Genomic DNA, 25951 nt, shown 5'->3' on the forward strand with positions numbered 1-25951 from the left:
ATGGCCACTTCCACTGATACATATGCTGTTCCAGGGGTAGGTGCTGGCCTGCTGGACGTCTACCGACGCCGGTACCTCCTCAAGCTGATTGTCCGTAAGGAACTCCGGGTCCGCTACCGGGGTTCGGTCCTCGGATTGGCCTGGTCCTATGTCAAGCCCCTGGTCCAGTACGTGGTGCTGTTCTTCGCCCTGGGCATTGTGCTGCGTGTTGGGGACCAGATCCCCAATTACGCGCTGTACATGTTCTCCGGCGTCATCGTCATCAACTTTTTCTCCGAGGCGTTCTCGAATGCCACGCGCTCCATTGTTTCCAATGCTGCCTTGGTGAAGAAGATCTACTTGCCGCGCGAGCTGTTCCCGGTAGCTTCGGTGTGGGTGGCTGCGGTTCACTTCCTGCCACAGCTGGTGGTATTGCTTGCCGCTGCCCTGCTCACTGGCTGGCACCCGGATGTCTTCCAGCTCATTGGTGCAGCACTGGGCTTTGTCATCGTTGCAGTCACGGCGACTGGTCTTGGCTTGCTGGCCGGTGCCATCAACGTCTTTTTCAGGGACGCTGAGAACATCGTCGACATGTTGATGATGATCGTCACGTGGACCTCGCCCGTTCTGTACGACTGGACCATGATCAGGCGTTTGGCCCCGGAGTGGGTGCTGGCGATTTATCAGCTGAATCCCATCACTGTGGCCGTCGAGCTCTTCCACTGGGCGTTTTGGTACCCCACAGTCAACCGACCCGTTGAACTGCCGCCCCATTTGATGTGGACGGGATTGCTCGGGTTTGGAATGGCTGCATTGTTCCTCATCATCGGCCAGCTCGTCTTCCGACGACTTGAGGGCCACTTTGCGCAGGAGGTCTAAATGGGTGCTGCTGTAATAGTCAAGGACCTCAAGAAAACGTTCAACCTACGCCACTCGCACTCCTTGAAGGAGACGCTCGTTTGGCTCGTGAAGGGACGTCGAGGAGACCTCACCAGGAAATTCGACGCCCTCCATGACGTCAGTTTTGAAATACAGCCGGGGGAGACAGTCGCCTTGCTGGGCTTCAATGGCTCGGGCAAATCAACGCTGCTGAAACTCATTTCAGGCGTTATCCTCCCTGACAAGGGCACGGTGCGCACCAAGGGCCGTGTAGCCGGGCTGATCGAGGTTGGCGCGGGCTTCCACCCGGACCTGTCCGGGCGCGAGAACGTATTCCTGAACGCTGCCATCCTCGGGATGACGGAACAGGAGATCAACGAGAAGTTCGAGGACATTGTCGCCTTCTCCGAGATCGAACAGTTCATCGACACCGAGGTCAAGTTCTATTCCTCTGGTATGTTCCTGCGCCTGGCCTTTGCCGTGGCGGTCCACACCCAGCCGGACATCTTCCTGGTGGACGAAATCCTGGCCGTGGGCGATGAGCCGTTCCAGCGCAAGTGCCTCGCCAAGATCAAGCAGCTTTCGGACGAGGGGCGCACGCTCGTCGTTGTCAGCCACGACCTCGACATGATCTCCAGGATCTGCGACAGGGGAGTGGTGCTTTCCTCTGGCACGGTGCAGTTCGAAGGGCCGGCTGACGAAGCCGTGGCTTGGCTGCGCGAACACTGACCCCTACGTGAGCTAAAGCCTCCGGAGTCCAAAAGGCCGTTGTGCCCCTGTCAACACAGAGGCACAACGGCCTTTTGTTGTTGTTCTTTCCCCTTCCGAAGGGAAAGCGGACTAAAACCATGCATACGAAAAGAGCGTCCATCCCTTTGGGGTGGACGCTCTTTTCGTAGCTGCAGCCGTTGAGGGGCCTACACAGTGACCTTTTCGGCTTGTTCCTGCACTACCTGGCCGGCAGACTTCCCACGGCGGTAGCGCCTTACGTAGTGGAACACGGTGAACAGCAGAATTCCGAACCACGCAGCAGCCTGTGCTGCCAGTCCCATGGTGAGTCCCGGCGTCGTGAAGGAGATGTCAACTGACTTGGCACCTGCGGGGAGGTCCACCATAATGACGCCGGCAGGTCCCTGGGTAAGTTTCTGCGTCTCGCCGTCGACCTTGACGGTGTAACCGGGCCACGCGAGCCGCGCGAAAGTCAGCTTCCCCGCACTTCCGCTGCCTGACAACTCGACGTGTTCGTCGTTACCGTTACGGACTGCATCCTGGACGGTAATTCCGTCCGATACCCACGAAACCGTGCCGGGGTGCGGCAGCGGGTTCTGGCGCTGCAGGATGGTCCTTGTTTCATCCGAGGCCACAATGGACCAACCCGGTGCAATGTCCAACTGGTCCGGGGCGATCAGGGTCTTCTGGACGGCGACGGTCTCTACCTGAAGCACGTCGGCCAGCGTCGCGTTGATCTCCGGTGATGCCTGCTTGAACAACTCCGTGTAGGCCAAGGGGCACGTTTCACCGCGGTAGTTCATGCACAAGGCATTGACGTACGTAGTGAAGCTGATTCCGCTGTAGCGGCCCATGCTGTTGTTGATGTCGGCATTGAGGATCTGGTTGCCGTAGAGGAGGCGCCCCTGCGTGAATTCCTCTCCAGTGATCTTCATGGTGTTGAAGATCTGGATGGTATTGCCCTTGTAGTTGCTGGTCGCCTCCCGCAGCGTGTCGGCGTCGACGGGGGAGCCGATGCCGGCCACTGCGTTGTTGGGTACGAACTGCCGGGACTGCATGCCCAAAGTGGCGATGGTGCCGATGACCAAGACGGCGGCCAGGCCACGGTACCCGAACCGCTTCCAACCCAGGACAGCAAGCGCCACCAGAACCAAGGTCACTGCAAGCGTAAAGAACTGCCACTTGCCGCCCTCGGGCACCATGGACCAGGCGCGGTAGGTTCCGAAGCCAAGGATCGCCACCGTGATCACCAGGCGCTGCTTCCAGGCGGTCGTTTTCAGGCCTGCCGAGGCAACAACAGCCACCAGGACAATGACACCGAGGTACACATACTCGATGAGACGGATGGGCCAGCGGAACACCAGAACCTGGGAGGGAGCAAACGTCAGGAGGAAGTAAATTCCCGTGATGATGTAAATGCTGAAAATTTGGCGGGACCGGTTGCGGAAGCTCCGGAAGTCAAGCCAGGGAAGCAACGGCAGGACGAACCAGGCCAGGTAGCTCGATGGAACGTTGTCGATCGGGGCCCAGAAGTTGTTGATCCGCGGCCTCATGGAGGAGGTACTCATCGTCAACAGGGAAGACATGTCAGGCGAGAGGAACAGGTCGTTGAGAATCTCGCTCTGTTGCCTCACGGTAACCGCGGAGCTGAGGGGCAGGGGGAAGTAGACCAAGACGGCGGTCAAACCCACCAGCGCGCCTACGATGACGATCGGAACCAGGCGACGCCAGTGCCGCATCAGCATCAACTCGATGGCAACTGCAGCCAGGACGATGATGACGCCGATGGCACCGTAGGGATTGCCCGCGGTCATGGTCATGAAACCAAGGAGGAACGGCAGGAACGGTGAGGTGTTTCGACGCGCATAGCGGCGCACGGACCACCAGAAGACCGTAATCCAGGCAAACGCCATCAGGCCGCCCGGCCAACGGGCGGCCTCGTAGAAGAGGGTAAAGCCGCTGAACGGAATGGCTACGCCTGCGGCAAGGGCCAAAGGCCTGTTCGAGCCGTAATCCCGGGCGAGCATAAAGGTGCCAAAGGCCAGCAGGGCGATGAACTGGATGATGATGAAATAACTCGCCAGCGACAGGTTCTCAAAGTTGGAGACGATGACGGAGTTGACGATATTGACGGGATTGAAGATTCCGTAGCCCACCTCGGCAACAATGTTGCCGCCAACCCAGCCCCCGGGTTCCATCAAGGGGAACCGGCCGGAGCGGATCTCTTCACCCATGTGCCGCCACAGGGGAAGGAATGACTGCATCATGTCATCCCAGTAGTAGAACGTGGGATTGAACAGCCGCGGGATGATGGAGGAGATTGCCGCGATGACGGCGGTAACAATGCCCCAATGCCAATCGTGCTGCATGAGGTAGCGCCGTTTGGTGATCGGTTGGCGCTGGGCAGTGGCCCCGGAGGTTACTGCTGTCATGGTGGTACCTTGCTCCTTAGCAGGCGGCATACGTTTGGAAATAGGCCCGAAGAACGCCCGGGAATCGTGGAAACCCGGGCGCGCCAAAGACCCACAGCATCAGCTGGGCTCTGAGGAGGATTCTCCGGAGGGTTTGGAGGCTGACTGTTGGCGCCACCGGAAATGCACAAAAGCGATGCCAACGCAGAGCAGGTCTGCGACGGTGAACATGATCCGGGACAGCGCGGCAATGGCGGTTGCAGCACCGGCTGTCATCATGCCGGCCAACGCGAGGATGAGGATGGCCTCACGGGCACCAACGCCGGCAGGAAGCAGGAATGCGAGCACACCCAAGGTCATTCCGAGCGCCAAGGCTCCGGTAAGGACGAGGAAAGTGGCCAGGTCCAAGGTTGCCTCGTGACCTACGAGGATCCACAAGTGCAGTCCGAAGCAGAGGTACATAAGAACGCCAAGAATGAAGGCCTTGACCATGGTGTTTGCCTGAATGCGCTCAGGCAGCGGGGGCCTGCGGAATACCTTGAGCACGAAGTTGACCAGGAAGGTCACGACGTTCGGGTTCATCGCCAGGATCACGACGGGCAGGATGACGTACAGCCACTGCAGATTGGGTTCGCGCTGCACGAGGATCGGCAGCGCTGAGGCTCCAACCACCAAGGCCGCGCCGATGGTGATGCCCGTGCTCACCAAGGAGGCCACGAAGACCTGGGCCCTCGCAATGCCGTTCTTGCGGCCGAGCTCCATCTGGAGGACGAACGCCCAGACGGAACCGGGAAGGTATTTGCCGATCTGACCGACGAGGTAGATCTGGTTGAGGACCAAGCCCTGTGGTTCGATATCCACGGCCCTGAGCAAGCTGGCCATGACGACCCGCCACATGTACATGCCGAGAAGAACACCCGGAATGAGGGCAAGCAGGGAAAGCAGCACCTGCCACCATTGCAGTGCGAAGACAGTAGCCTGAACCTGGGGCCATTGGACTGCGATGAAGTAGACGGCAGCGGCAAAGACGATAACCACAAGCGCACGCCGGGCAAAATCCACCAGCTTGGCTTTGGTGGTCTTCGCGGGCGGCTGTTCCAGGTTCACGTCGTTCTCGTTCGACGGTGTTTCTGCGATGGATCCCGTCATGGGGCGTGGGTCCCAGCGCTGGGAGCCGCTGCGAGTTCACTCTTCCTGCGGCGCATGGCCACCAGGCCTTTGAACATCTTGACGACGTCGGCAGTACGGATGGTGGTTTCGCCGGGTTCGTCGTCGGGGGCCAAGGTGACGGGTACTTCGACGATGTCGAAACCCTGCTTCTCGGCCGCGTAGACAACCTGGGTGCTGAAGAGGAAGCCGGGATCGTCGAAGCGATGCACCATGCTCCGCAACCAGCCGCCGTCGACAATCAGCGTGCCTTGGGAATCGCCAACCTTGGATCCAAGAATCACTTGCCGAAGCGTCTTGAAGCCGAAAGTGGTCAGTCCCCGCAGGGGGCTGCGCTGGATGTTCGAATTCTTGTGCGCTTTGGAACCAATCACCACATGCGGCTTGGGGGTGAGCTTTGCGTCTTCATCAAGATCATCGGTCCCGAAAGGGAGGTCGTCTGCCGTGAGGAGTACCCGTCGACCGGAACTGGCTTCAATGCCTCGCCGGTACGCGTTTCCCATCCCTTTTTCGCTTTGGAGAACATGGAACGTTACGTTCGGAGTATCCACCGCGTGCTCACGGGCAACCTGAAGTGTGTTGTCGGAAGATCCGTTCTCCACGATGATGATCTCGGAGCTGCCACTGGTTAGATAGCCGGAAAGGCGCGCCATGGTTGTCGCCAAAATCCGTTCTCCGTTATAGACCGGGATCACAACGGAGAGATCCGGTTGGCCTGCCTGGTCGAAAGTCAAGACTCTCCTCGGTAGTTCGTGCCGACGAATTCTTGACGCCAGCCGCAGCCCGCAACGCTGGCGTCACGAGGTCCTTGCAAACCCTCAGTCTAGTTCATTGCGGCAAACGATCCGTGGAAGCACGGTGTGCTCACGGAACGCAGCCAACGAAAGGGGTGCACCGGATATTCTCCGATGCACCCCTCGAAACGGCAAGCTGGCGGTTCAGTCCACTAGGGGAGCGACGTGAATCCTTGCCATCCTGTTCCTACTTGTCCCCAAGCAAGCCACCCACCGGTGCCATTGCCTGGGTAGAGCCACAGATTGCCGTTGGCATCCCTGGCGAGGACGTCGGGCTTGCCGTTGCCATTGAAATCGCCTGGGCCAAGGAGGGCAGTCATGCCACCCCAGCCGCTGCCGATCTGGGAGCGGCTGCCCCAGCCACCGGTGCCATTGCCCGGATACAGCCACAGGGCGCCGCCGGTATCCCGGGCAATCACGTCGGTCTTGCCATCGCCGTTGAAATCGCCGGTGCTGAAGATGGCATTCATGACGTTCCAGCCGGCCCCGACCTGCGTTGACCCTGCGGTGAACTTGCCCAGGCCGTCTCCCTTGTAGAGCCACAGCACGCCCGAGGCGTCCCTCGCAAGAAGGTCGGATTTGCCATCTCCGCTGAAGTCACCGGGAGCGACGACGGCCGTCATTCCACTCCAACCACTTCCCACCGATACCGCCGGCTGCCAACCGCCTGTTCCGTTGCCCTTGAAGAGCCACAGTTGTCCGGCAGCATCCCGGGCGAAGACATCGCTGCGTCCATCTCCGCTGAAGTCCCTTGTAGGAATGATGAGGTTGTAGTTGTTCCAGGAGGTACCCGTGTTGACTTTGCCCAGCCAACCGCCTGTCCCGTTGCCTGGGTAGAGCCACAGTGTTCCGGCGGAATCCCGGGCCAGGACGTCATTCTTGGCGTCCGAGTTGTAGTCCTTCCAGGTGTTGGCGGGGGCCGGCGGCACGGTGTAGGTCTGCGAGGCGACCGCCGATTGGTTTCCTGCGGTGTCAACGGCAAAGTACTTCACCGTGGTGGTTGCCGTGGGCGTGATCGTCACCGTTGTGGTTCCAACCTGGCTGGAAACAGTCGGGGTGGAATTATCGGTGGTGTAGTAGATCTTTGCCCCGGCTTCTGTCGTCAGCGTGACGCTTTGTCCCAGGGTGATGTTGCCGCCCTGGGGGCTGGCAGTTACAGTCGGCGCAACGTTGTCCAGTACGTACACCTGCGTCTGTGGCGCAGAGGCATTGTTCGAAGTATCCACCGCAATGTACTTGAGCGTCTTGCTGCCCATTGCGATGGGAGCGGTGTACAGCGTGCTGGCCGTATTGGGTGTGCTGCCATCTTCCGTGTAGTAGATCTTCGCGCCCGCTTCATTGGCCGTGAGCGTGATCTTGCTCGAGGGGCCGTAGGTGCCTGCAACGGGATCCGCCGTCACGGTTGGTGGTGTTGTGTCAGCGATGAAGACCGTGAAGTTCACGCCGGCCACCGTCGTGTTCCCCGCAGCGTCCCGGGCTTCAACTTCGAACCTGTTCGGACCGTTGGCGATGTCGGCGTAAACCTTGGGGGAGGTACATGCCGTGAAGGCATCTGTCCCCAGCCGGCAGCGGAATCCGGCCACGTCCGGTGCAGTCGAGGCGAACTGGAACTGGTATCCGGCACCCACTGTGGCGCCACTGGCCGGAGCCGTGATTGCCACCTGCGGAGCCGTCAGGTCCGCTGTCACGTTCAAGGAAGCAGCGGGGCCGACGTTACCGGCGGCATCCGTGCTCCTGATGCGCAGGGTGTGCGCACCTTCTGTGGTCAGCGTGAAGGTGTCACCGGGTACGCAGGCCTTGAAATCAGCGTCCGCCGTGGAATCAACCGAGCAACTCAGCGTGGTTCCGGCTTCGAAGGTCGCGCCGAGTACTGGTTTGCCGTTCACCACCTGTCCGCTGTTCGGTGCGGTGAAGACAGGCGCAGCAGGGGCCACGGTGTCCACGGTGAACGTCCGCGAAACGGGAACGCCTCCCGGAGCTGGCCGTACCGAGAAGGTCTGCGGTCCGTTGGCCAGTACAGCTGAGGTGTACGTGCCACTGGTGCAATCCGTCCAGGCTCCACCGACGGAGCATTCCAAAGCGCTGCCGCTCGGATCCGCGCTGACACCGAACGTTGGTGTGGTGTCGTTGGTGAAGGCGGGGTTAGGTGACTGCGCGCCACTTGCCAAGGTCGGCCCGGAGGTGATCTGGGCTATGACTCCACCCAGGAGGCTCATCTTTCCTTGGCCGGTAGCCGGAGTCGCATTCAGTTGTCCGGGATCATCCAAGACCAGCAGCTGGCCGCCGCGCATGCCCAGGCCACTGATCTTGCTGAAGCCCAGTGCCCAGGAGTTGTCAACAACCCCCGTATCGAGGTTCAGTCGTGACACCTTGTCCTTGCCGGCATCGGCCGCAGTGGTGCCGGTGCTCGTGCCTGTGTAGATGATGTGCGCATCGTAGTCGTAGTAGATCGACGATGCGACGCCAACGTTGTAGGACGCCAGCGGCACGTAGTTGGTCATGTCGCCGTCGTCCGGGGCTGAAAAGGCCCGAAGCCCGGTGGTTTCCAGCACGTAGACGCTGACGTGACCGTTGCTGTCCCAGCCAGCGGCTACGAGGCCAAGGGCCTTCGTGGTGACCGAGGCGATGGTTTCGATGCTCGGGTGCTTGATGGTCGGATCAACGATCTTGATGATGGACCGCGCATTCGCAAATGAAAGGTAGATGTTGCCGTCGGGTCCGTCGCTGACGGCGTTCGGCCTGACATCTCCATCCAGGATGGAGAGTGTGCTGCTGTACTCGAAGCGGTTAAGGGAAGGGCTCCATTCGGCGCGGACCAAATGCGAGCTTCCCACCGAGGCGTCAGGAATGAACGCTATCTCGTCACCGCTGCCGATCTTGGCGGGAGTGGGATCGTAGATGGTGGCGACTCCGGGCACCTTTGCACCTTGCCCGGATCCGGGCAGGCTACCGCCCAGGCAGGTGTCCTTTTCCACGGCGCCGGGTTGCCCGTTGACTGGCTCGGACATACGGCAGAAGCCGGCGACACTGTCGGAGACCCATACTTTGCCGACGGGGTCCACCACCGTACCGGCAGCCTTGGTAAGGCCGGTGCCGACCACCTGACGCTGTTGGTCGGCGAAGGCCGGGGTGCTGGAAACGACGGCGGTCATTCCGGCAACGGCCAGAGCCGCTGCGGCCACGATTGTTGTCAGCTTCTTGCCGCGGAGCAGGCTGGGGGTGAAGATACGGGCTGCAGGCTGTTCCATCACGCCACTTCCTTCAGCCACTTGGTCAGGACTGCCGCCTGTGGTGCCATGGGAGCCAAAGTCAGGGCCCCCTTGACGATGGGCGGGCCGCCGAGACCGTAGAGGGCGGTACTGATGGTGGGGGGATTGCTGCGGGTGCATGCCTTGACTATCGCCAGGCAGATATCCGCCCGGTTGCCGGAGGCCCCGGCTTCAATAGCGACGTTGACGGCAGCGTTTTCCTCGGCTTCAAGGACCTGGGGCTGCGGACCGACGTAGGCGACGCGGACATCAGCGAATTTCTTGTACTGGGTGTTGGCCCAGACTTCCGGAAGGCTTGACAGCACTGCGAGCGAATTTCCATCCGCCCCGCGACAGTCAAATTTGTACCTTTTTACCGGTTCCGGTCTTTCGGGACGAGGAGTGTCGGCATCGCCGGCATTCGTTACGCCCAGCCGGAACGGCTCAACATTTTGCGTTACTTGGACAGAGCAGCCCGTAAGAACGAGACCGGCAAGGCCAAACTGGACGACAGCGCGTCTTGGCATATCCACCGAGGGATCCCCACTTCATTCGGATGCTCCCCAGCTCCGCATGCAGTTGGATGTTCGCCCCAGCCGTTGCCGGCTGCATTACTCCATCTTCTCCCATATTCCGCATTTGTCACTACTTAAGACGTCTTTTTCTGCAAGAAGAATTCCGGCTTGTCCTTCGACGGCGCCACCAGCCGCCTTTTGGCCACCATCCGGGCCTGTGACACTCCAGGTGCAGCCTTCCGGGGGCGTTTTCCTGAGATGAAACCTGCCGGCGGCCAGGCCGCCGTCGCCCACTGCATGCTGGCCGTCACCAGCGCGGGCCCCGGCGGCCCACAGGGCAATGATTTTTCCCTGGGGTGCTTTAGGGCAAAGCTGGCTGGCAGCCTGCAGGAGCTGGCGGCTGCTGCCGCCGAAGATTTGCGACGCCGAATCATCGCTGACCCGTGTGCAGAGTCCCAACGCCGCCAAGTAGGTCTCCAGACCCTGGGAGGGGTCCGTTCCGGGTGCGGCGATGGCGATGATCCTGGCTTCATCCTCCGTGGGCTCGTAGGGCTGTGGACCTTGGTAGCTGGCTGTACAAGAGTCCATGCGCACGTAGCCTGATGAGGCCCAGACCTCGGCCAGGCTCGAGTAAGTTGTGTCGGGCACTGCATTGAGGCTGGTACAGGAGTAGGAGAAGCGGCCCGAGTCATCCGGGTCCCCGGCACCCTGTCCGCTGCCCTCGCCAGGTTCGCTGCTTGGCTCCGCTGGAGTTTCCGACGGCGGTGCGGACTGCGGCGGGGACGTCGAAGTGGTGGGGGATGAGGAGGTGGCGGAAGTCGTGGGTGTTGCTCCCGGCGCCGAGGAACAGCCCGAGGCAAGCAGCAGCACAGCTGCAGCTGCTGCTGAAAGGTAGTGAAAACGCATCAGGGCCTCCAGCTCCATGGTTCTCCGGAGCGGTCAGCCGGGTCAATGGAATGCCCGGCGAATCGGGTATCGATACCGCTACGGTTTGTGCGGCAGGTGACGCAGGAGTAACGGAACGTTGAAGGCCTTGGCCGAGAGCCAAGGCCTTCAAAATCCCTGCGTGCCTAGGCGAGCATGGAATTCAGGGTGTTGATAATGGTGGCCTCCACGCCGCCTGTGCCACCCACGAAGTGGGCGATGTGGCCGTAGACGGTCATTGAGCCGCCAGCGATCCCGGGATAGTCCGGATCCCATCCACCCTCGTAACTTCCGCCCACCGAGTATGGTGGCAAGAACTGCGCACTCGGCAGGTAGTAGCAAGACTCATTACCGTAGCCGCCCACGATGACGGCATTCGCTCCACCGTATTTCGAGCGGAAATAGGCTGCGTATCCACTGACCAGCTCACCGCCGACAATGCCGATTTTCAGTTGCGGGCTGCCGCCGAACTTCCAGACCTGGAAGGGACACGTTACGGTCGTTGCGTAGCTGCCGCTGTCGATCCGCCCGATCATGACCTGGGCGTGGCGTCCGTACCACGCAGGGTTGCCGTCGAGGTTCGGCAGACGTGAAGCGTAGGCCGCCCTGACCGCCGCAAGGTTTCCAGCGGTGGGCGTGATGTCCAGCGGTATTTGGATCTCTTTGTAGCTTGTCTGGAGCGGACTGCCGATGGTTCGACCAGGCGTCTGCATTGCGATCGACACGGCTGAACCAAGTTTGGTGGCATATTCGTCGCGAAGGTCCCAGCTGGGTTCGCCCATGGGATTCTGGTCGCCTGCCGCGCCCTGGAGGAACAGGGCAAAGCAATTCGTATTGTTGTTTTCGATGTAGTTGCAAGCCCCGGCGGGGAAATCTCCGTCGAAGAGTGTGCGCATGCCGGCAGCCACAGGATGGCACGCGTAATTGAAAATCACGGCCCGCGCTTTGCCATTCGAGCGGCGCGCGACGATAACGGGGACAGTGTCTTCCAAGTACGGCAAACCCGCCCTGTTGTAGGCGATGCTCGCCGTCGTGACCTTGTAGTCGAGCGTGACCGCTGTCTGTGCGTTGTTGAGCGCTTGCTGGGCCGCGTCCACGAGGTCGTCCTCGAGGTGCTGGCTGTAGGTTTCCACCATCGACAAGTCAGATAGCCCGTAGCACATGAACGGGTGAAGGGTGTCAACCACTACAGGCCCGTTATGCGTGTGGGTCGACTGGATCAGGATGTCACCGTTGGTCCAGTTGGCCAGCTGAAGGATCCTTGCCCTGGCGCTTTGATGGATTGAGCGCGGTAAAGCAAGTATGTCCACGCTCATGATGAGGTTCGGCGAGCCGTCCTCCCACAGTACGATCGCGCGGACCCACAGGGATTCGTAAGGTGCGCTGCTGGTGGCCTCGCGACCACCGTCGAGGGTCCCGTACCCCGCCATGTACGGATTGACATCGATGGACGGGGAAATGCTGACCTTGGCCGTAGAAACGGTAAACGCCATGAAAGATCACTCCTTGATTGTGCGCTCGTGGTGACCTTCGTTTGCCCCCAAACAAAGCCCGTTTCCCATTGCGCTGAACAGCCAAAACGTGAGACCACCTTCATTAGACCACGCAATGTTCGGATATGACGCCTATCCATTGCAGCGGACATCATTTGTTTCATTTCCGACGCTTTCCGGCGAAAAAACGGAAAGGGCTCGCACGCTCCATTCCGGAGTTTGCGGGCCCTTCCCGACAGGGCGTTCCGTGCTTTCGGCTACCTTGCAGCTGGTGAGAGGATTTTCAGGCCACCCCAGCCGGACCCGATCACGCTGGGCGAGCCCCATGTACGGTTTTGCCCGACGGGGTAGTAGCGAAGTTCACCGCCGGTTGTTCGACCGATGATTCCGGTTGTGTTCGCTCCCGCAAATCCGCGGATGGCTCCGTAACTGTTGATGACATTCCATCCCGTCCCGACGGTTGACGGAGCTTCCGTGATGAAAGCCCCGTTTCCGTTGGATCGGTAGAGCATGAGGTTGCCCGTGGCATTTTTCGCCAGGAGATCGGCGTTGGAGTCCTTATCGAAGTCCATTTGAACGATGTCCAGGCCTGACCAGCCCGTTCCGATTTGGGTACGGGTTCCCAAGGCACCGCCGGAGGGATTGCTGATCTGGAACAAACGGCCGGCCGGGTCATAACCCACGATTCCCGGTCGGGTATCGGACTTCTTCCACCGTCCTACCGTGAGGGTCCAGTCCTGCCAGCCTGTGCCGAGGCTGATGGGCCCGCCGAAGCCCCGGCCTTGCAGGCCCGGGTACAGGCTCAGCCTTCCATCGCTCCATTGCGCGAGGATGTCCAAAGCGCCATCGCCATTCCAGTCGGTGAGGAAACCGGCCTTCAACCCGGTCCATTGCGTTCCGATGAGCTCAGGGGAGTTCAGGGAGCCCGACCCTGAACCCGCGTACCGATACAGGTTGCCGTCCTGCCGAATGGCCAGGACATCGGGCTCGTCAACGCCCAGGGTGCTCTCAACATTGACCGGGGCGCCGCCTATAAGCATGGCGTCATTCCACCCCAAGCCTGTCAGGAAGCGGTTGCCCCAGGAACCTCCCACGGCCGGGTAATAGTAGAGGTCGCCGTTGGCAGCCCGAGCCTGCAGCCCCTGTGAACCCGCACCATTGAAGCCCGCGGAGGAGCTGACCGACGTCATGGCCGACCACCCGTTGCCAATGACCCGTGCAGGCTCTGAAACGAACGAGCCAAGCCCGTTGCTTCGATACAGCCGCATGGTTCCGTCGCCGGTCCTTGAGACCAGGTCCTGGCTGCCGTCGCCGTCGAAATCCAAAAGGTTGAACTGGTGCCCGCTGAAACCAGTGCCGATCTGGACGCCGCCACCCAGGGCGCCTCCAGAGGCATTTTGATACCGGTACAGGTTGCCGTCACCGTCCTGTCCAATGACACCGGGGAAGGCATCCCTTGAGTTCCACCATCCGGCAGCCAGGGACATTTCCTGCCAGCCGCTGCCCACTTGGATGGGTGTACTGAAGCCGCCCGCGGAGTTACCCCGATAGACCTGAAGGGTTCCGTCCGCCCATTGGGCCAGGATGTCCTGGACACCGTCCTGGTTCCAGTCGACAACATGGACGGAGAGGGCGTTGCCCCAGCCGGAGCCGATGGTGACCGGGCCGGATATTCGTCCTTGCCCGTCGGCGGGGAAGTTGTCTAGTCGTCCGGAGGGCATTGCTGCCAGCACATCCGCACCGGATCGGATCGAGGGATTCGAGGGTGCAGCCACGCCGCGTGCAAAGGTACGGAGCTCGTCGTAGGTGCCATTGAAGATGTTGGAGTCACCTTCGAAAGGACCGGTGCTGCTGTATTGCCACATGAAGTAGTCGTTCCAACTGGCCGGCAAGGATCCGGGCGAGTTGGTGGGATTGTTCCAGTAGGAGGCGATCCAGAGCGGGTAGCTTCCAAAGGTGCTGTTGCCCACGCAGGTGTTCCACCAGTCGGTGGTGCTGTAGATGACGGGGAATCTGCCGGTCAGTGCCTTGACGGTGTTGCCGAAGTCGGCTGCCCATTGACCCAGCTGGGCCTTGGACATGTCATAGCAGGTGTTGCCGAAGTAGAAGCCGTTGATGGTCCGTCCGGCATAGGGGTTGTATTCAATGTCCAGGACGGGCGGGAGGGTGTAGCCGTCTGCCGTCCAGCCGCCTCCGTTGGCCACGAAGTACCGGGCTTGGTCAGCCCCCGACGACCAGTTCGGGATGGCGAAGTGGTACGCGCCGCGGACCATGCCAACATTCCGGGACCCGTTGTACTGCTGGGCATAGTTTTCGTTGAGGTAGTAGTTGCCTTCGGAGGCCTTGACGTAGGCCCACCTCGAGCCCTGGCTCCATTGGCTTGACCAGTCGACATTGCCCTGATGCGCACTGACGTCCTGGCCTTGGATCCCGATGGTGGGACGCCAATGGTCCGGATCGGCTGCCATCGGTACCAACGCCTGGACCGCACCACCGACGGATTTGGCGCGTGCAGGTGCAGCCGCATCCTTGCTTTGTTTGGCGGTGACGACCCTGGGCGAGCGCTGGCCCATTTCTGCACCGCCGGCCGGGATGGCAGCGCGCATCGCGGCCTTCATGGTTTCAGCATCCGGCGCATTGCCCGGCATCGCCTTGGGCTGTGCGGTCTGCGCTTCTGCTTTGCTGTCGGTGTCGGGCGCGGGCGTGGTCGCGCCGCCAGGAGAAAGTTCGACGCCGGTGATCGGCGCTTGCTGGTCAGGCAACTTTCCGGGGGGAGGGCTGTTTTCGGCCGGAGACGACGCGGGGCCGTTACCTGCTGGTTTGGGGCCCTGGGGTGATCCTGGTGACGGAGCTCCGGAAGCTGGCGCCGGTTGGGGGACCGGGGTTTGGGCCCAAGCAGGCGCTCCAAGGAAACTGCCTGCCGTAAGGGCGACGGCCAGCGCCAGCCCTACGCGCGCCAAGGGAATGCGTCCCGCCGGGACCATCAATTTATGTTTCATCATCACATCCGGCCCTGTACCGCGGCTCAGCGGTGCATGGTGTGGCTTAGGGACAAGCTTCGGGCGCCTGCGCGTGAGACCATAGGCCAGCTCCTAACGGGCTTTACCCTAACATCCTGAAACAGGAGTGACTAGTGGGATTGACGGTGCTGTTGTGACTGGCGATTCCAAGTTATCCACATACCGCGCCGACAGACTTGAGGCGGCCCCCTGGCTCACTTAGCGTAAATCACTCGAGATGCGCCTCTCGTTTACGCCATCATGACCATTGGGGAGAGCTGTGGATGCAGTAAGGATCGTCGAGGGAGAGGTCCGGGAACTGATCCGGCGCCGTGGCTTGGATCCCCTGGAACGGGCCGCGGACGTCCGCTCCCTGGTGGATGAGGCGGTCAGGGATTACGACGAGCGCGCGCTGCTTGCTCCGCTTCCTCCTTTGGGTCATCTTGAGACTGCCCGTCGCCTCATTTTTGACGCCGTCGCGGGCTTCGGGCCGCTGCAGCCGTTCCTTGATGACGATGCCATCGAAGAACTCTGGATCAACGCTCCCCATGAGGTCTATGTGGCCCGTAACGGCGAGTCCGAGCTAACCACCGTTAGTCTGAGCGAGCAGCAAGTCCGCGATCTGGTCGAGCGAATGCTGAAGACTTCCGGACGCCGGCTCGATTTGTCATCGCCCTTCGTTGATGCAGCGCTCCCGGACGGGTCAAGGCTCCACGTCGCCATCCCTGACATCACCAGGAGGCACTGGGCCGTGAACATCAGAAAGTTCACCGCCCGGGCAAGCAGGCTCGAGCACCTCGTTGAACTTGGCAGCCTGTCACCCCAGGCGGCGAGGTTTCTCGGTGCAGCCGTAGCCAGTGGACTCAACATTCTTGTTTCCGGGGCCACGCAGGCTGGCAAGACCACCATGCTCAATTGCCTTGGCGCCCACATCGGTTCGCGGGAACGCGTCATTACTGTTGAAGAGATCTTTGAACTGCAGCTTCCTTTGCGTGACGTGATCGGACTTCAATGCCGTCAACCGAACTTGGAAGGTGAAGGCGAGATCCCACTCCGCAGACTGGTCAAGGAAGCCCTGCGGATGCGGCCGGACAGATTGATTGTTGGCGAAGTCCGCGAAGCTGAAAGCCTGGACATGCTGATCGCCTTGAACTCAGGCCTGCCGGGCATGTGCACCGTACACGCGAATTCGGCACATGACGCCGTCACCAAGATTTGCACCCTGCCCCTGCTGGCCGGGGCCAACATCGCCAGCGCCTTCGTCGTTCCCACTGTGGCCTCGTGTATCGACCTTGTGGTCCACTGTGGCCGGCATCCCTCGGGGCGAAGGCAAGTCACCGAAGTCCTTGCTTTGGGCAGGCGGGTGGAAAACGGGATCATCGAGTCCTCCACTGTGTTTGGGATGACGGCGGGCCAGCTTCAACCGAGACCAAATGCGATGCCGGCTGCCGAAAAATTCGCCCGCGCAGGCTTCGACGTCTCCGCCCTGCTCGAGGTGAACTGATGGCGCCGCTCTTGGGGATTCTAGGCGGCTTCGGGCTATTCCTTATCTGGTGGTCCACGTGGGAGCCGCCAGCTCCACGGCTTGGAAAAAACAAGCGGCGTCGCTTGGAGCAGCTGCTTCTGTCGGCAGGGATGGAACGAGTGACAGGACCCGCACTGCTCCTGACGTGCGGAGGCTTTGGCCTGGCAGCAGCGATTATTTTTTACGTCGCTACAGGATCTCCCGCAGTTTCGCTGTGCTTCGGATTGTTCGGATCCTGGGTGCCAGTGGCGATTGTTCGGTGGAGGGCGCGAAGGCGGCGTGCGTCGCTGCGTTTGCTGTGGCCTGATGTCGTGGACCACCTGCGTTCAGCCATTCGTGCTGGCCTTTCTCTGCCCGAGGCCCTCATCCAGCTCGGTTCCAAGGGCCCGGAAGAGCTCAGATCGCTCTTCCTTGACTTTGGCTCCGACTACCGCGCTGGAGGGCACTTTGAGGAAGCCCTGGACAGGCTGAAAGCCCGGCTCGCAGATCCTGTTGCGGACCGCATCCTTGAAGCCCTGCGAATGACCCGCGAGGTGGGGGGATCTGACCTGGGCCGTATGTTGGGGACCTTGTCGGACTTCCTGAGGGACAACGCCCGGACCCGCAGCGAACTGGAGGCCAGGCAATCATGGACCGTCAATGCCGCCCGGTTGGCGGTGGCAGCACCGTGGATAGTACTGGTGATGATGGCCAGCCGACCGGAGGCGATGCTGGCCTATAACTCAGCGGAGGGTGCAATGGTGCTCCTGGGTGGCTTGCTGGTCTCGGTGCTCTGTTACTCATTAATGCTCCGCGTCGGTGCATTGCCTGATGATGAGCGAGTCCTTCGATGAGCACGTCATTGGCTTTGGCCGTATTTGAGGGAGTGCTGCTTGGAGCCGGGTTCTGTTTGATCCTGGTGCGTCTGCCGTTCATGCGCAGGGTGTCTTTTTCCGAGCGCATCAGCCCACAGTTGAAGGCCAGGAATCTCGAATCCCGCCTACTGGCATACCCGGAACAAGACCTCACCCCTTTTGGGCCGTTGGAACGGATACTACGTCCCTTTTTCCGGGATGCCATGACCGCAATATCGCGCTTGAATATCGGGACAGCGGCCGCCTCAAAGCGGCTTGCCCGTTCGGGTTCCACGAAATCAATCCTTGATTTCCGGGTTGAACAGATTCTCTGGGGCGGTGGCGGCGTGATCCTGGCATTGTTGGTCATCGCGGTCCGTGCCGCAGCCGGACAGTTCAGTCCCGTCCTTTCATTCGTGGCCGTGATCGGGGGTGCCCTCGGGGGCTACGTGCTCCGCGATTTTGTACTCGGCCAGCGGATACGACGACGCGAAAGAAGACTGTTGTCGGAGTTCCCCAGCCTCGCGGAGCTCATGGCGCTGGCCGTGGCGGCCGGTGAAAGCGCGTTGGGGGCCATGGACCGGGTAAGCCGCACCTCCAAGGGGGAGCTCTCCAGGGAGTTCAGTTTGATCCTCGCGGATGCCCGATCGGGAAAGCCACTTGCTGAGGCGCTCCAAGCGTTTTCCGGTCGGGCAGAGTTGCCTCCGCTGGTCAGGTTTTTCGATGGCTTGGTGGTCGCTGTGGAGCGTGGAACTCCACTGGCCGACGTCCTACGGGCGCAGGCTGCCGATGTCCGGGATGCCGCGAAACGTGAATTGATGGAATCGGCGGGCCGGAAAGAAATAGCCATGATGGTGCCACTCGTTTTCGGCGTCCTGCCTCTCACGGTTTTATTCGCCGCGTTTCCTGCCATCGCGGCCCTGCAACTGAGCCTCTGAGGCCGACGGCCGCACACGGGCCGGGCTCCTGCCCTTCAGTCCGCTCTGGCAACAAATGTCATTAGACCACCACCACGATTGGGGAAACCATGAAAATCATCGCAAGCACGTCGTCCATTGCGTCCACAGCATCAGTCCGGACTCTCCCGGCCCGGAACCGACTCATGAGCGTTGTCCTTCGGGCAGTCCCTGGCCTTGCGGAACGAGAGCGTGGAGACGTGCCTGGATGGGTCATGATCACCCTCATGTCCGCTGCGCTGGTTGCCGGCCTTCTCGCCCTGGCTACGCCTGCTTTGAATGACATGTTCACTCAGGCCATGGCAAAGGTGGGCAAGTAATTCGTGCGTTGGGGCGGCAGGACCGGTGCGCCGCAGAACGGGGGTCGGCTGTGGTCGATTTCGTGCTGGTCGGAGCACTGCTGACCGTGTTTTGCATGTCAGTCATCCAGCTCATGCTGATACTCCATGTCCGCAATACGCTCATAGACGCCGCAGCGTCGGGAGCGCGCTACGGCGCACTGGCCGACCGGTCACCCTCGGATGCCGAAGCCCGAACAGTCGAGCTGATCACGTCTGCGTTGAACGCAGGATACGCGCAGGATGTCACCACCCAAGAAGTGGACATCGAGGGCATCCGCACGCTGGAGATTTCGGTGAGGGCACCGATGCCGGTTCTGGGGCTGCTGGGACCTGGCGGATTGATGGAGGTGCGCGGACATGCTGCGCTTCCTGGCTGAACGCGCAGGGGTCGCCGGGCGGGGACTCCGGCAAAGGGCACGCCATGCGCTGTGCCTGGCCGAAATGTCGTCTGATAGCAAACCTGGTTCCCGGAGCTTCGAAAGACAACGGGGGAGTGCGGTCGTCGAGTTCACCTTCCTGGCCATCCTGCTGATGGTGCCACTGGTCTACTTCGTCGTGACCATCGGGCAAATCCAGGGGGCATCGTTTGGCGTGGTCGGGGCGGCAGACCAAGCGGCAAAGGTTTTCGTCAGCCAGGCGGATCCGGCACGGGCCAAGCTTGCGGCTGAGCAGTCAGTTGTGGTGGCCTTGGCTGACTACGGGCACACGGCCGAACAGGCAACGGTGGAGATTGCCTGCGATCAGGAAGACTGCCTCGCGGCCGGGGCGGGCGTAACCGTGACGGTTCGCTTGGACGTACCTCTTCCGATGGTTCCGTTCGGGGACAAACTGCATTTGGACGCCAGCAGATTGAGCTCCTCCGCCACCCAAATCGTGGGACGATTCCAGTGAGCAGCGCAGGCGCAGGCCAAACCTCGGGTTTTGCCCCCACGGCCAGTCCCGGCAACGCAGTCCGGACGGGGCGCCGGCTCCGGGACCCAAGCCGGCTCCGGGCCCCACGCCGATTCCGGGGCCCAAGCAGGCCCGGCGACGACGGACAAATCACCGTGCTCATTCTTGGATACGTGCTGTTGGCCCTCCTTCTGGCCACCGTGGTGATGGCGGCGTCCGCAATGTATCTGGAGCACAAGAAGCTCCTGTCGCTGGCCGACGGTGCCGCGCTCGCGGCAGCAGACTCGTACCTGGTGGAGGACCTTCAAGGCGGGAACGTGCCTGCCGTATCACTGGCCGATGACCGGGTATTGGCCACGGCGGAGTCTTATCTGGACAAGAGCAAAGCTTTTGCCGCGCATGACCATTTGGTGGTAGCGCAGGGAACCGGGAGCGAACCCGGGGGCACCGCCGTTGTGGTCCTCAGGGCTGTGGCACATCCGCCGGTGGTCAGCTTCCTGGTTCCCGATGGGATTGTCATTGAGGCGAAGGCAACTGCGCGCTCAAGGCTGAGGCAGTAATCAGCGGCTGAACGCAGTAATGATGGGTTGGTCGCGTGGGCAACCGCCAGAGCAGCCCGGCCGATAGCGTACGCTGGGATAACCATGGCTGAAATAGATTTTCCCGCAGAAATCCGCGCCCTTCGAGCAACGTACAGCTCCATCGAGAACGTCACCGACGTTGATGCCCTCAAAGCTGAAATCGCCGAACTGAGCGAGCAAGCCGGAGCCCCGGATCTCTGGGACGACCCCGCTTCAGCGCAGGTAGTCACCTCCCGCCTGTCCCACCGGCAGTCGGAAGTCGAACGCCTGGAAAAGCTTGAGGCCAGGATCGACGATCTCGAAGTCTTGGTCGAACTGGGCCAGGACGAGGGCGATGAAGCATCCCTGGCTGAAGCTGCCAAGGAGCTGGAATCCATCCGCAAGGCCCTGGCTGAACTTGAAGTTGTTACCTTGCTCTCGGGGGAGTACGACGAGCGTGAGGCCGTCGTGACCATCCGGGCCGGAGCAGGCGGCGTGGACGCAGCCGACTTCGCTGAAATGCTGATGCGGATGTATCTGCGATGGGCCGAACGCCACGGCTACCCCACCACGGTGATGGACACCTCCTACGCTGAAGAAGCAGGCCTGAAATCGGCCACCTTCGAGGTCAAGGCACCGTACGCCTTCGGCACCCTCAGCGTGGAGGCCGGCACCCATCGCTTGGTACGCATCAGTCCCTTCGACAACCAGGGCCGGCGGCAGACCTCCTTTGCGGCAGTCGAGGTCATCCCGCTGATCGAGCAGACCGATTCCATCGATATCCCCGACAACGAGATCCGTGTCGACGTTTTCCGCTCGTCCGGTCCGGGCGGGCAGTCGGTCAACACCACTGACTCCGCAGTACGATTGACGCACATTCCCACGGGGATTGTGGTCTCCATGCAGAACGAAAAGTCGCAGCTCCAAAACCGCGCGGCGGCCATGCGGGTGCTGCAGTCCCGGTTGCTGTTGCTTAAGAAGGAACAGCAGGACGCCGAGAAAAAAGCCCTGGCCGGAGACGTCAAGGCATCGTGGGGCGACCAGATGCGTTCCTACGTCCTGAACCCCTACCAGATGGTCAAGGACCTGCGGACCGAACACGAAGTGGGCAACACGTCAGCTGTGCTCGACGGCGACATCGATGACTTCATCGATGCCGGTATCCGCTGGCGGACAGGTAACCGCAACGCCGCAGCCAGCTCCTAAGCAGGCAGCTGCCAGCGGCCTTCCAGGCTCCTCGTTTATTCGGCGACACGCCCCCTAAAGCCGCAGGATGCGGGCACGCCCGTGCGTATAGTCGAATGGCCGGTGCTCTCACTTCCCCCATCGAAAGCCCGCGCACCGGCTGTTGGACTGGGCGACTAATGTCATGTCCGGCGGGGTACTAAGGGCCATGATCAGATTTGAGAATGTCACCAAGGTCTACGAGCAGAATGCCCGACCGGCGCTCGATTCTGTCAGCCTTGAGATCAACCGCGGCGAATTCACGTTCCTTGTGGGCGCCTCGGGCTCAGGCAAATCCACTTTCCTCCGGTTGATCCTCAAGGAAGACAAAGCCTCAGCTGGGTCCGTCTACGTCGCGGGCCAGAATGTTGCCAACATTTCGAGTTGGCGTGTTCCCAAGCTGCGTCGCGGCATCGGTGTCGTGTTCCAGGATTTCCGCCTGCTGCCGCAAAAGAATGTTTTCGCCAACGTTGCCTTCGCCATGCAGGTCATCGGCAAGAGCCGTTCCATCATCCGCGAAACCGTCCCCGAGGTATTGAAGACTGTTGGCCTTGAAGGCAAGGAACGGCGCATGCCGCACGAACTCTCAGGCGGTGAGCAGCAGCGTGTGGCGATCGCGCGCGCCGTCGTAAACCGTCCCGGGATCCTGCTTGCTGATGAACCCACCGGAAACCTCGACCCCATTACCTCGATGGGAATCATGGGCGTCCTGGACAAGATCAACCAAAACGGCACCACCGTGGTCATGGCTACCCACGACGACGACATCGTGAACGAAATGCGCCGCCGCGTGGTGGAACTGAAGAATGGAAAAGTCATTCGCGATGAGGCCAAGGCCCTGTACACGTCCATGATTCCGGTAGTAGGCGAGTCGCGCAGGCTCAAGGATGCCAGTGGCGAGGAACTCGACCGCGCTCAGGGGGCACAGCTGTGAGGCTCCTTTTCATTCTGGGGGAAATCGGCAGCGGGCTGCGCCGGAACCTGTCCATGGTGATTTCCGTGGTCCTGGTGACCTTTGTGTCCCTGACCTTCGTTGGTGCAGCGGGCATGCTGCAAATGCAGATCAACCAGATGAAGGGCTACTGGTACGACAAAGTCCAGGTAGCCGTGTTCCTCTGCAATGACGGCTCGACGGCGGTCGGTTGCGCCTCGGGGCCGGCGACGAAGGAGCAGCAGGACAACGTCCGGGCCATGCTGGAGTCACCTGCCGTGAAGCAGTACATCAATGATTTCCAGTTCGAGTCACAGGCCGAGGCCTACAAGCACTTCAAGGAGCAGTTCTCCAATTCTCCAATCGTTGATTCGGTGTCCGAGGACCAGTTGCCGGCCTCGTTCCGCATCAACATGAAGAACCCCGAGAAGTACCAGATCATCAGTGAAACATTCTCCTCCCAGCCCGGAGTGGAGACGGTCAGCGACCAGAGACAGGTCCTGGAGCGTATCTTCTCCTGGATGAACGGAGCCTCGGTGGCTGCGGTAGGTGTCGCCGCGGTGATGATTTTCTGTGCGGTGCTCCTTATCACCACCACCATCCGGCTGTCGGCCTTCAGCAGGCGGCGGGAAACCGGAATCATGCGGCTCGTGGGAGCTTCGAAAACCGTGATCCAGCTGCCGTTCATCCTCGAAGGTGTCATTGCCGCCGTCGTGGGTGCGGTTTTGGCCTCTGTGACTTTGTGGCTGATGGCCCACTTCTGGCTCAACGGCGACCTCTCCAAGCAATTCCTGAACACCCCGTTCATCTCCTCCACCCAGGTCCTGGTGATTGCACCCGTGCTGATCGCACTGGGTGCCGGGCTGGCGGGGATCTCGTCGCTGTTGACACTCCGGAAATACCTGAAGGTATAGCCATGCCGCTGTTCGCCGGACTTTCCACTGCTGCAATCGAAAAGGACTCCTGATGACCACGTTGGACCCCATTTCCCTGCGGAGGCGCTTTGCCTCGGGCCAGGCACGGATGCTGGGTGCCGTCCTCGCCGTCGGGCTTGCCGTCAGTCTGCTGTCCGGAACGCCGACAGCCCATGCCGACAACCTGGATGACCAGCAAGCCGCACTGGAAGCGGAGGCAGCACGGGTGCAGGCGTCCTTGGAGTTTGTCGACGCGAACATCGCCAAAGCCGCAGGCGACCTCGTGATCTACCAGGGCCGCCTACCGGGCGCCCAGCAGGCTCTGCTCGAGGCACAGGGCCGCGTTGCAAGTGCGGTCAAGGAAGTCGAAGCCCTGGCCGCCCGCGTCGAGCTGGCCCAGCAGAACAAGGCCAAAATCACGGAGCAGCTGGAAAACGACAAGCAAAAGATCAGCGATACCAAGAAACTGATCGGACAGATCGCTTCCCAGGCCTATAAGTCCGGTGGCGTCCCCACCAACGTCGCCCTGTTGTTCGGCTCCAGCGAGTCCGGAAATCTGACCGAATCCATGGATTTGGCAGATCAGGCCATGCGCAGCCAAAACGCGGCCATGACCAAGCTGACCCAGCAAAATGCCACCAACGTGAACTCGCAAGCGAGACTCGTGGCAGTCGAGGAAGAAATCCAGGACCTGAAGGCCAAGGCTGACGCCGCGCTTGAACGGGAAAAATCGGCGAGGGACGAGGCCGCCAGTAAAAAGGCCGAAGTCGACAAGCTGATCGAGGACACGACGCGCCTGAATGGACAGCTGCAGGCAGCAAAGCCCGGGATTGAAGCAAACCTCGCGCGTGTAAAGGCAGAGCAGGACTCTGTTGCTGCGGAGATTGTGGAGCGTGACCGGAAGCTGCGCGAAGCATGGGAAGCAGAACAGCGACGCCTCGCGGCGGAAGCAGAAGCAGCGGCCGCCGCAGCAGCCGCTGCCGCCGGCCGGCCCGCCCCTCCCGAAACGCCGTACGTCCCGCCTGCTGCCGGGTCGCCGTCGGCCTTTGGCCTGCGTCATCCTTTCGCCAGTTACGTTCCCATCACCTCCGGCTTCGGATGGCGTGCGACGCCGCCAGGAACCATCGATTTCTACGGCACCGGCGGTTACATGCACACAGGCATCGACTTCGGCGCCGCCTGTGGAACGCCTGTCTACGCCGCGGCGGCGGGCGAGGTCTTCAATTCAGGATGGAACTCGGCCGATGGAGGTGGGTGGCGCGTTAAGCTGTCCCACGGCGTCGTGCAGGGAAACTCGCTGACCACCATCTACTACCACAACAGCAGCATCGTGGTGGCGAACGGACAGAGGGTTGCGCAGGGCCAGCTCATTGCCTATTCCGGGAGCACCGGTAACTCCACAGGTTGCCACGCGCACTTCGAGACGTGGCTCAATGGCACAGCGGTGGATCCCATGACCCTCCTCTAGGGTCCGAAAATGCGCCTCCGCTGGCGTACACTGGTTCAAATCCGCATCTACTAAGGAGTTCTACCGTGCCCAAGGAAAGTGGCCGTAAGGTAGTGGCCACCAATCGGAAGGCCCGGCATAACTACCATGTCCTCGATACCTACGAGGCCGGCATCGCGTTGATGGGTACGGAGGTGAAATCCCTCCGTGAAGGCCATGCCTCCATGGTCGATGGCTTCTGCACCTTCTACAACGACGAGCTGTGGATGGAAGGCATCCACATTCCCGAATACAACCAGGGGAGCTGGACCAACCACGCCGCCCGCCGTCGTCGCAAGCTCCTGCTGCACCGCGAGGAACTGAACAAGATCTCGCACAAGATCCGTGAGTCGGGCTTTACTGTCGTGCCCCTCCAGCTGTACTTCCTGGACGGACGGGCCAAGGTGGAAATCGCCATCGCCCGAGGTAAGAAGGACTACGACAAGCGGCAGACGCTGCGCGAGCAGCAGGACAAGCGCGAATCCCTTCGCGAGCTGCGTGAGCGCAACCGGCGCTAGAACACGCACGGCGCCAGTGGGAATGACAAGCCGGCTGAATGCGTTATGATTGGTAGTCCGACAGGGACCTACATGGTTCTTGCCGGGTTTGGTAACAAAATACGGGGATGATCGGTTTCGACGATGTTAGTCGCGACAGGTGAAGCGGGCCGAGGATGCAGAATTATCTCGTAAACGCTGTCTGCAAACCAATAAGTGCCGAATCTAAGCGCACTGACTTCGCTCTCGCTGCCTAAGCAGTAAGACAGTCCGTCAGCCCGGGGTTGCTATCGCCCCGGTTCCTGGCGTCATTTAGATAGCCACTGCTGTTTGCCTTCGTCATTGAGGTAAACGGGACTTTTAGATGACTGGGCCCGGATCAGCCACCTGTTCGCAGGATGGCTGGGGCCGAGAAAATCCGACGCGAACTGCGCCCGGAGAAGCCCTGACAACACGACATCGGACGGGGGTTCAATTCCCCCCATCTCCACCCTTGGCAAAGCCCCTGGATCCTCGCGGTCCAGGGGCTTTGTTGTGCTCCGGGCCAAGTGCCGCGATCCAGGCGTTCACCCACGGCGTAGCACGCACAGGACTACCGGCGCGGTGTCGACCGTTGAAGTGGATAGGCGCTTCGCCGGGTGTGACGGCAGGCAGC

At 61.1% G+C, this 25951-nt stretch carries 22 protein-coding genes and 1 other RNA gene; 15 read left to right on the forward strand and 8 right to left on the reverse strand.

Annotation, left to right across the window (positions count from 1 at the left end):
• The gene (locus FDP28_RS05970) at positions 1 to 858 is read left to right on the forward strand and encodes an ABC transporter permease (RefSeq protein ID WP_144659803.1); all 858 of its coding nucleotides are present in this window, start codon (positions 1 to 3) and stop codon (positions 856 to 858) included.
• Entirely contained in the window at positions 859 to 1587 is a 729-nt protein-coding gene (locus FDP28_RS05975) for an ABC transporter ATP-binding protein (RefSeq protein ID WP_144659804.1), read from the forward strand. It abuts the gene before it with no gap.
• A gap of 188 nt (positions 1588 to 1775) precedes the next feature.
• Here the strand turns inward: FDP28_RS05975 and FDP28_RS05980 are convergent, their stop codons facing one another.
• From FDP28_RS05980 to FDP28_RS06015, 8 genes are all read right to left on the reverse strand, one after another.
• Positions 1776 to 4019, reverse strand: coding sequence for a glycosyltransferase family protein (locus FDP28_RS05980; RefSeq protein WP_144659805.1), 2244 nt, complete (start codon positions 4017 to 4019; stop codon positions 1776 to 1778).
• A 99-nt stretch (positions 4020 to 4118) separates the two neighbouring features.
• Positions 4119 to 5147 carry a lysylphosphatidylglycerol synthase domain-containing protein gene (locus FDP28_RS05985; protein ID WP_144659806.1) on the reverse strand — a complete coding sequence of 343 codons (1029 nt, stop codon included), beginning with the start codon at positions 5145 to 5147 and terminating at the stop codon, positions 4119 to 4121.
• The gene (locus tag FDP28_RS05990; RefSeq protein ID WP_222120618.1) at positions 5144 to 5899 is read right to left on the reverse strand and encodes a glycosyltransferase; all 756 of its coding nucleotides are present in this window, start codon (positions 5897 to 5899) and stop codon (positions 5144 to 5146) included. The genes FDP28_RS05985 and FDP28_RS05990 overlap by 4 nt, the downstream gene beginning before the upstream one ends.
• Before the next feature lie 212 nt (positions 5900 to 6111).
• The gene (locus FDP28_RS05995) at positions 6112 to 9207 is read right to left on the reverse strand and encodes a chitobiase/beta-hexosaminidase C-terminal domain-containing protein (RefSeq protein ID WP_144660009.1); all 3096 of its coding nucleotides are present in this window, start codon (positions 9205 to 9207) and stop codon (positions 6112 to 6114) included.
• The gene (locus FDP28_RS20750; protein WP_260842356.1) at positions 9207 to 9533 is read right to left on the reverse strand and encodes a hypothetical protein; all 327 of its coding nucleotides are present in this window, start codon (positions 9531 to 9533) and stop codon (positions 9207 to 9209) included. Before FDP28_RS20750 ends, FDP28_RS05995 begins: the two co-directional genes overlap by 1 nt.
• Positions 9534 to 9818: 285 nt before the next feature.
• The gene (locus FDP28_RS06005; RefSeq protein ID WP_260842357.1) at positions 9819 to 10628 is read right to left on the reverse strand and encodes a hypothetical protein; all 810 of its coding nucleotides are present in this window, start codon (positions 10626 to 10628) and stop codon (positions 9819 to 9821) included.
• 164 nt (positions 10629 to 10792) lie between these two features.
• A complete protein-coding gene (locus FDP28_RS06010) occupies positions 10793 to 12139 on the reverse strand; it encodes a hypothetical protein (RefSeq protein WP_144659808.1) in 1347 nt (448 codons plus the stop codon).
• Positions 12140 to 12396: 257 nt separating this feature from the next.
• On the reverse strand, positions 12397 to 15141 hold the full coding sequence (locus tag FDP28_RS06015) for a GH25 family lysozyme (protein ID WP_144659809.1): 2745 nt from the start codon (positions 15139 to 15141) through the stop codon (positions 12397 to 12399).
• 277 nt (positions 15142 to 15418) lie between these two features.
• Between FDP28_RS06015 and FDP28_RS06020 the strand changes: the two genes are divergently transcribed.
• The 13 genes from FDP28_RS06020 (at position 15419) to ssrA (ending at position 25789) form a co-directional block, all read left to right on the forward strand.
• Positions 15419 to 16642, forward strand: coding sequence for a CpaF family protein (locus FDP28_RS06020; protein ID WP_144659810.1), 1224 nt, complete (start codon positions 15419 to 15421; stop codon positions 16640 to 16642).
• Positions 16642 to 17496, forward strand: a complete 855-nt coding sequence (locus tag FDP28_RS06025) for a type II secretion system F family protein (protein ID WP_144659811.1) — start codon at positions 16642 to 16644, stop codon at positions 17494 to 17496. The genes FDP28_RS06020 and FDP28_RS06025 overlap by 1 nt, the downstream gene beginning before the upstream one ends.
• Positions 17493 to 18434: a type II secretion system F family protein gene (locus tag FDP28_RS06030; RefSeq protein ID WP_144659812.1), complete on the forward strand. Its 942-nt coding sequence runs from the start codon at positions 17493 to 17495 to the stop codon at positions 18432 to 18434. The genes FDP28_RS06025 and FDP28_RS06030 overlap by 4 nt, the downstream gene beginning before the upstream one ends.
• Positions 18435 to 18523: 89 nt before the next feature.
• Positions 18524 to 18772: a hypothetical protein gene (locus tag FDP28_RS06035; protein WP_144659813.1), complete on the forward strand. Its 249-nt coding sequence runs from the start codon at positions 18524 to 18526 to the stop codon at positions 18770 to 18772.
• A complete protein-coding gene (locus tag FDP28_RS06040) occupies positions 18772 to 19170 on the forward strand; it encodes a TadE/TadG family type IV pilus assembly protein (protein WP_260842369.1) in 399 nt (132 codons plus the stop codon). The genes FDP28_RS06035 and FDP28_RS06040 overlap by 1 nt, the downstream gene beginning before the upstream one ends.
• Positions 19151 to 19684 (forward strand): hypothetical protein, encoded by a 534-nt coding sequence (locus FDP28_RS06045; RefSeq protein ID WP_144659815.1) that lies wholly within the window; start codon positions 19151 to 19153, stop codon positions 19682 to 19684. The genes FDP28_RS06040 and FDP28_RS06045 overlap by 20 nt, the downstream gene beginning before the upstream one ends.
• A gap of 173 nt (positions 19685 to 19857) precedes the next feature.
• On the forward strand, positions 19858 to 20244 hold the full coding sequence (locus tag FDP28_RS06050) for a pilus assembly protein TadG-related protein (RefSeq protein ID WP_397321048.1): 387 nt from the start codon (positions 19858 to 19860) through the stop codon (positions 20242 to 20244).
• 84 nt (positions 20245 to 20328) lie between these two features.
• A complete protein-coding gene (prfB, locus tag FDP28_RS06055; RefSeq protein ID WP_144659816.1) occupies positions 20329 to 21450 on the forward strand; it encodes a peptide chain release factor 2 in 1122 nt (373 codons plus the stop codon).
• 187 nt (positions 21451 to 21637) lie between these two features.
• On the forward strand, positions 21638 to 22402 hold the full coding sequence (gene ftsE / locus FDP28_RS06060) for a cell division ATP-binding protein FtsE (protein WP_144659817.1): 765 nt from the start codon (positions 21638 to 21640) through the stop codon (positions 22400 to 22402).
• Positions 22399 to 23313 carry a permease-like cell division protein FtsX gene (gene ftsX, locus FDP28_RS06065; protein WP_144659818.1) on the forward strand — a complete coding sequence of 305 codons (915 nt, stop codon included), beginning with the start codon at positions 22399 to 22401 and terminating at the stop codon, positions 23311 to 23313. Before ftsE ends, ftsX begins: the two co-directional genes overlap by 4 nt.
• 52 nt (positions 23314 to 23365) lie before the next feature.
• On the forward strand, positions 23366 to 24781 hold the full coding sequence (locus FDP28_RS06070) for a M23 family metallopeptidase (RefSeq protein ID WP_144659819.1): 1416 nt from the start codon (positions 23366 to 23368) through the stop codon (positions 24779 to 24781).
• A gap of 65 nt (positions 24782 to 24846) precedes the next feature.
• A complete protein-coding gene (gene smpB, locus FDP28_RS06075) occupies positions 24847 to 25317 on the forward strand; it encodes an SsrA-binding protein SmpB (protein ID WP_144659820.1) in 471 nt (156 codons plus the stop codon).
• Positions 25318 to 25420: 103 nt separating this feature from the next.
• Positions 25421 to 25789, forward strand: a transfer-messenger RNA (tmRNA) gene (ssrA, locus tag FDP28_RS06080).
• Positions 25790 to 25951 lie beyond the last annotated feature (162 nt).

The sequence above is a fragment of the Paenarthrobacter nicotinovorans genome (assembly GCF_007670255.1).
GTDB lineage: Bacteria > Actinomycetota > Actinomycetes > Actinomycetales > Micrococcaceae > Arthrobacter > Arthrobacter nicotinovorans_B.

What these genes read in the sequence shown, in the direction of transcription:
- FDP28_RS05980 (WP_144659805.1), bottom strand. Translation starts at nt 4,019, where the DNA reads ATGACAGCAGTAACCTCCGGGGCCACTGCCCAGCGCCAACCGATCACC.
- FDP28_RS05970 (WP_144659803.1), top strand. Translation starts at nt 1, where the DNA reads ATGGCCACTTCCACTGATACATATGCTGTTCCAGGGGTAGGTGCTGGC.
- FDP28_RS06025 (WP_144659811.1), top strand. Translation starts at nt 16,642, where the DNA reads ATGGCGCCGCTCTTGGGGATTCTAGGCGGCTTCGGGCTATTCCTTATC.
- FDP28_RS05975 (WP_144659804.1), top strand. Translation starts at nt 859, where the DNA reads ATGGGTGCTGCTGTAATAGTCAAGGACCTCAAGAAAACGTTCAACCTA.
- FDP28_RS06005 (WP_260842357.1), bottom strand. Translation starts at nt 10,628, where the DNA reads ATGCGTTTTCACTACCTTTCAGCAGCAGCTGCAGCTGTGCTGCTGCTT.
- FDP28_RS06045 (WP_144659815.1), top strand. Translation starts at nt 19,151, where the DNA reads ATGCTGCGCTTCCTGGCTGAACGCGCAGGGGTCGCCGGGCGGGGACTC.
- FDP28_RS06030 (WP_144659812.1), top strand. Translation starts at nt 17,493, where the DNA reads ATGAGCACGTCATTGGCTTTGGCCGTATTTGAGGGAGTGCTGCTTGGA.
- FDP28_RS05995 (WP_144660009.1), bottom strand. Translation starts at nt 9,207, where the DNA reads ATGGAACAGCCTGCAGCCCGTATCTTCACCCCCAGCCTGCTCCGCGGC.
- prfB (WP_144659816.1), top strand. Translation starts at nt 20,329, where the DNA reads ATGGCTGAAATAGATTTTCCCGCAGAAATCCGCGCCCTTCGAGCAACG.
- ftsE (WP_144659817.1), top strand. Translation starts at nt 21,638, where the DNA reads ATGATCAGATTTGAGAATGTCACCAAGGTCTACGAGCAGAATGCCCGA.
- FDP28_RS06035 (WP_144659813.1), top strand. Translation starts at nt 18,524, where the DNA reads ATGAAAATCATCGCAAGCACGTCGTCCATTGCGTCCACAGCATCAGTC.
- FDP28_RS06070 (WP_144659819.1), top strand. Translation starts at nt 23,366, where the DNA reads ATGACCACGTTGGACCCCATTTCCCTGCGGAGGCGCTTTGCCTCGGGC.
- FDP28_RS06010 (WP_144659808.1), bottom strand. Translation starts at nt 12,139, where the DNA reads ATGGCGTTTACCGTTTCTACGGCCAAGGTCAGCATTTCCCCGTCCATC.
- FDP28_RS06015 (WP_144659809.1), bottom strand. Translation starts at nt 15,141, where the DNA reads ATGATGAAACATAAATTGATGGTCCCGGCGGGACGCATTCCCTTGGCG.
- FDP28_RS05985 (WP_144659806.1), bottom strand. Translation starts at nt 5,147, where the DNA reads ATGACGGGATCCATCGCAGAAACACCGTCGAACGAGAACGACGTGAAC.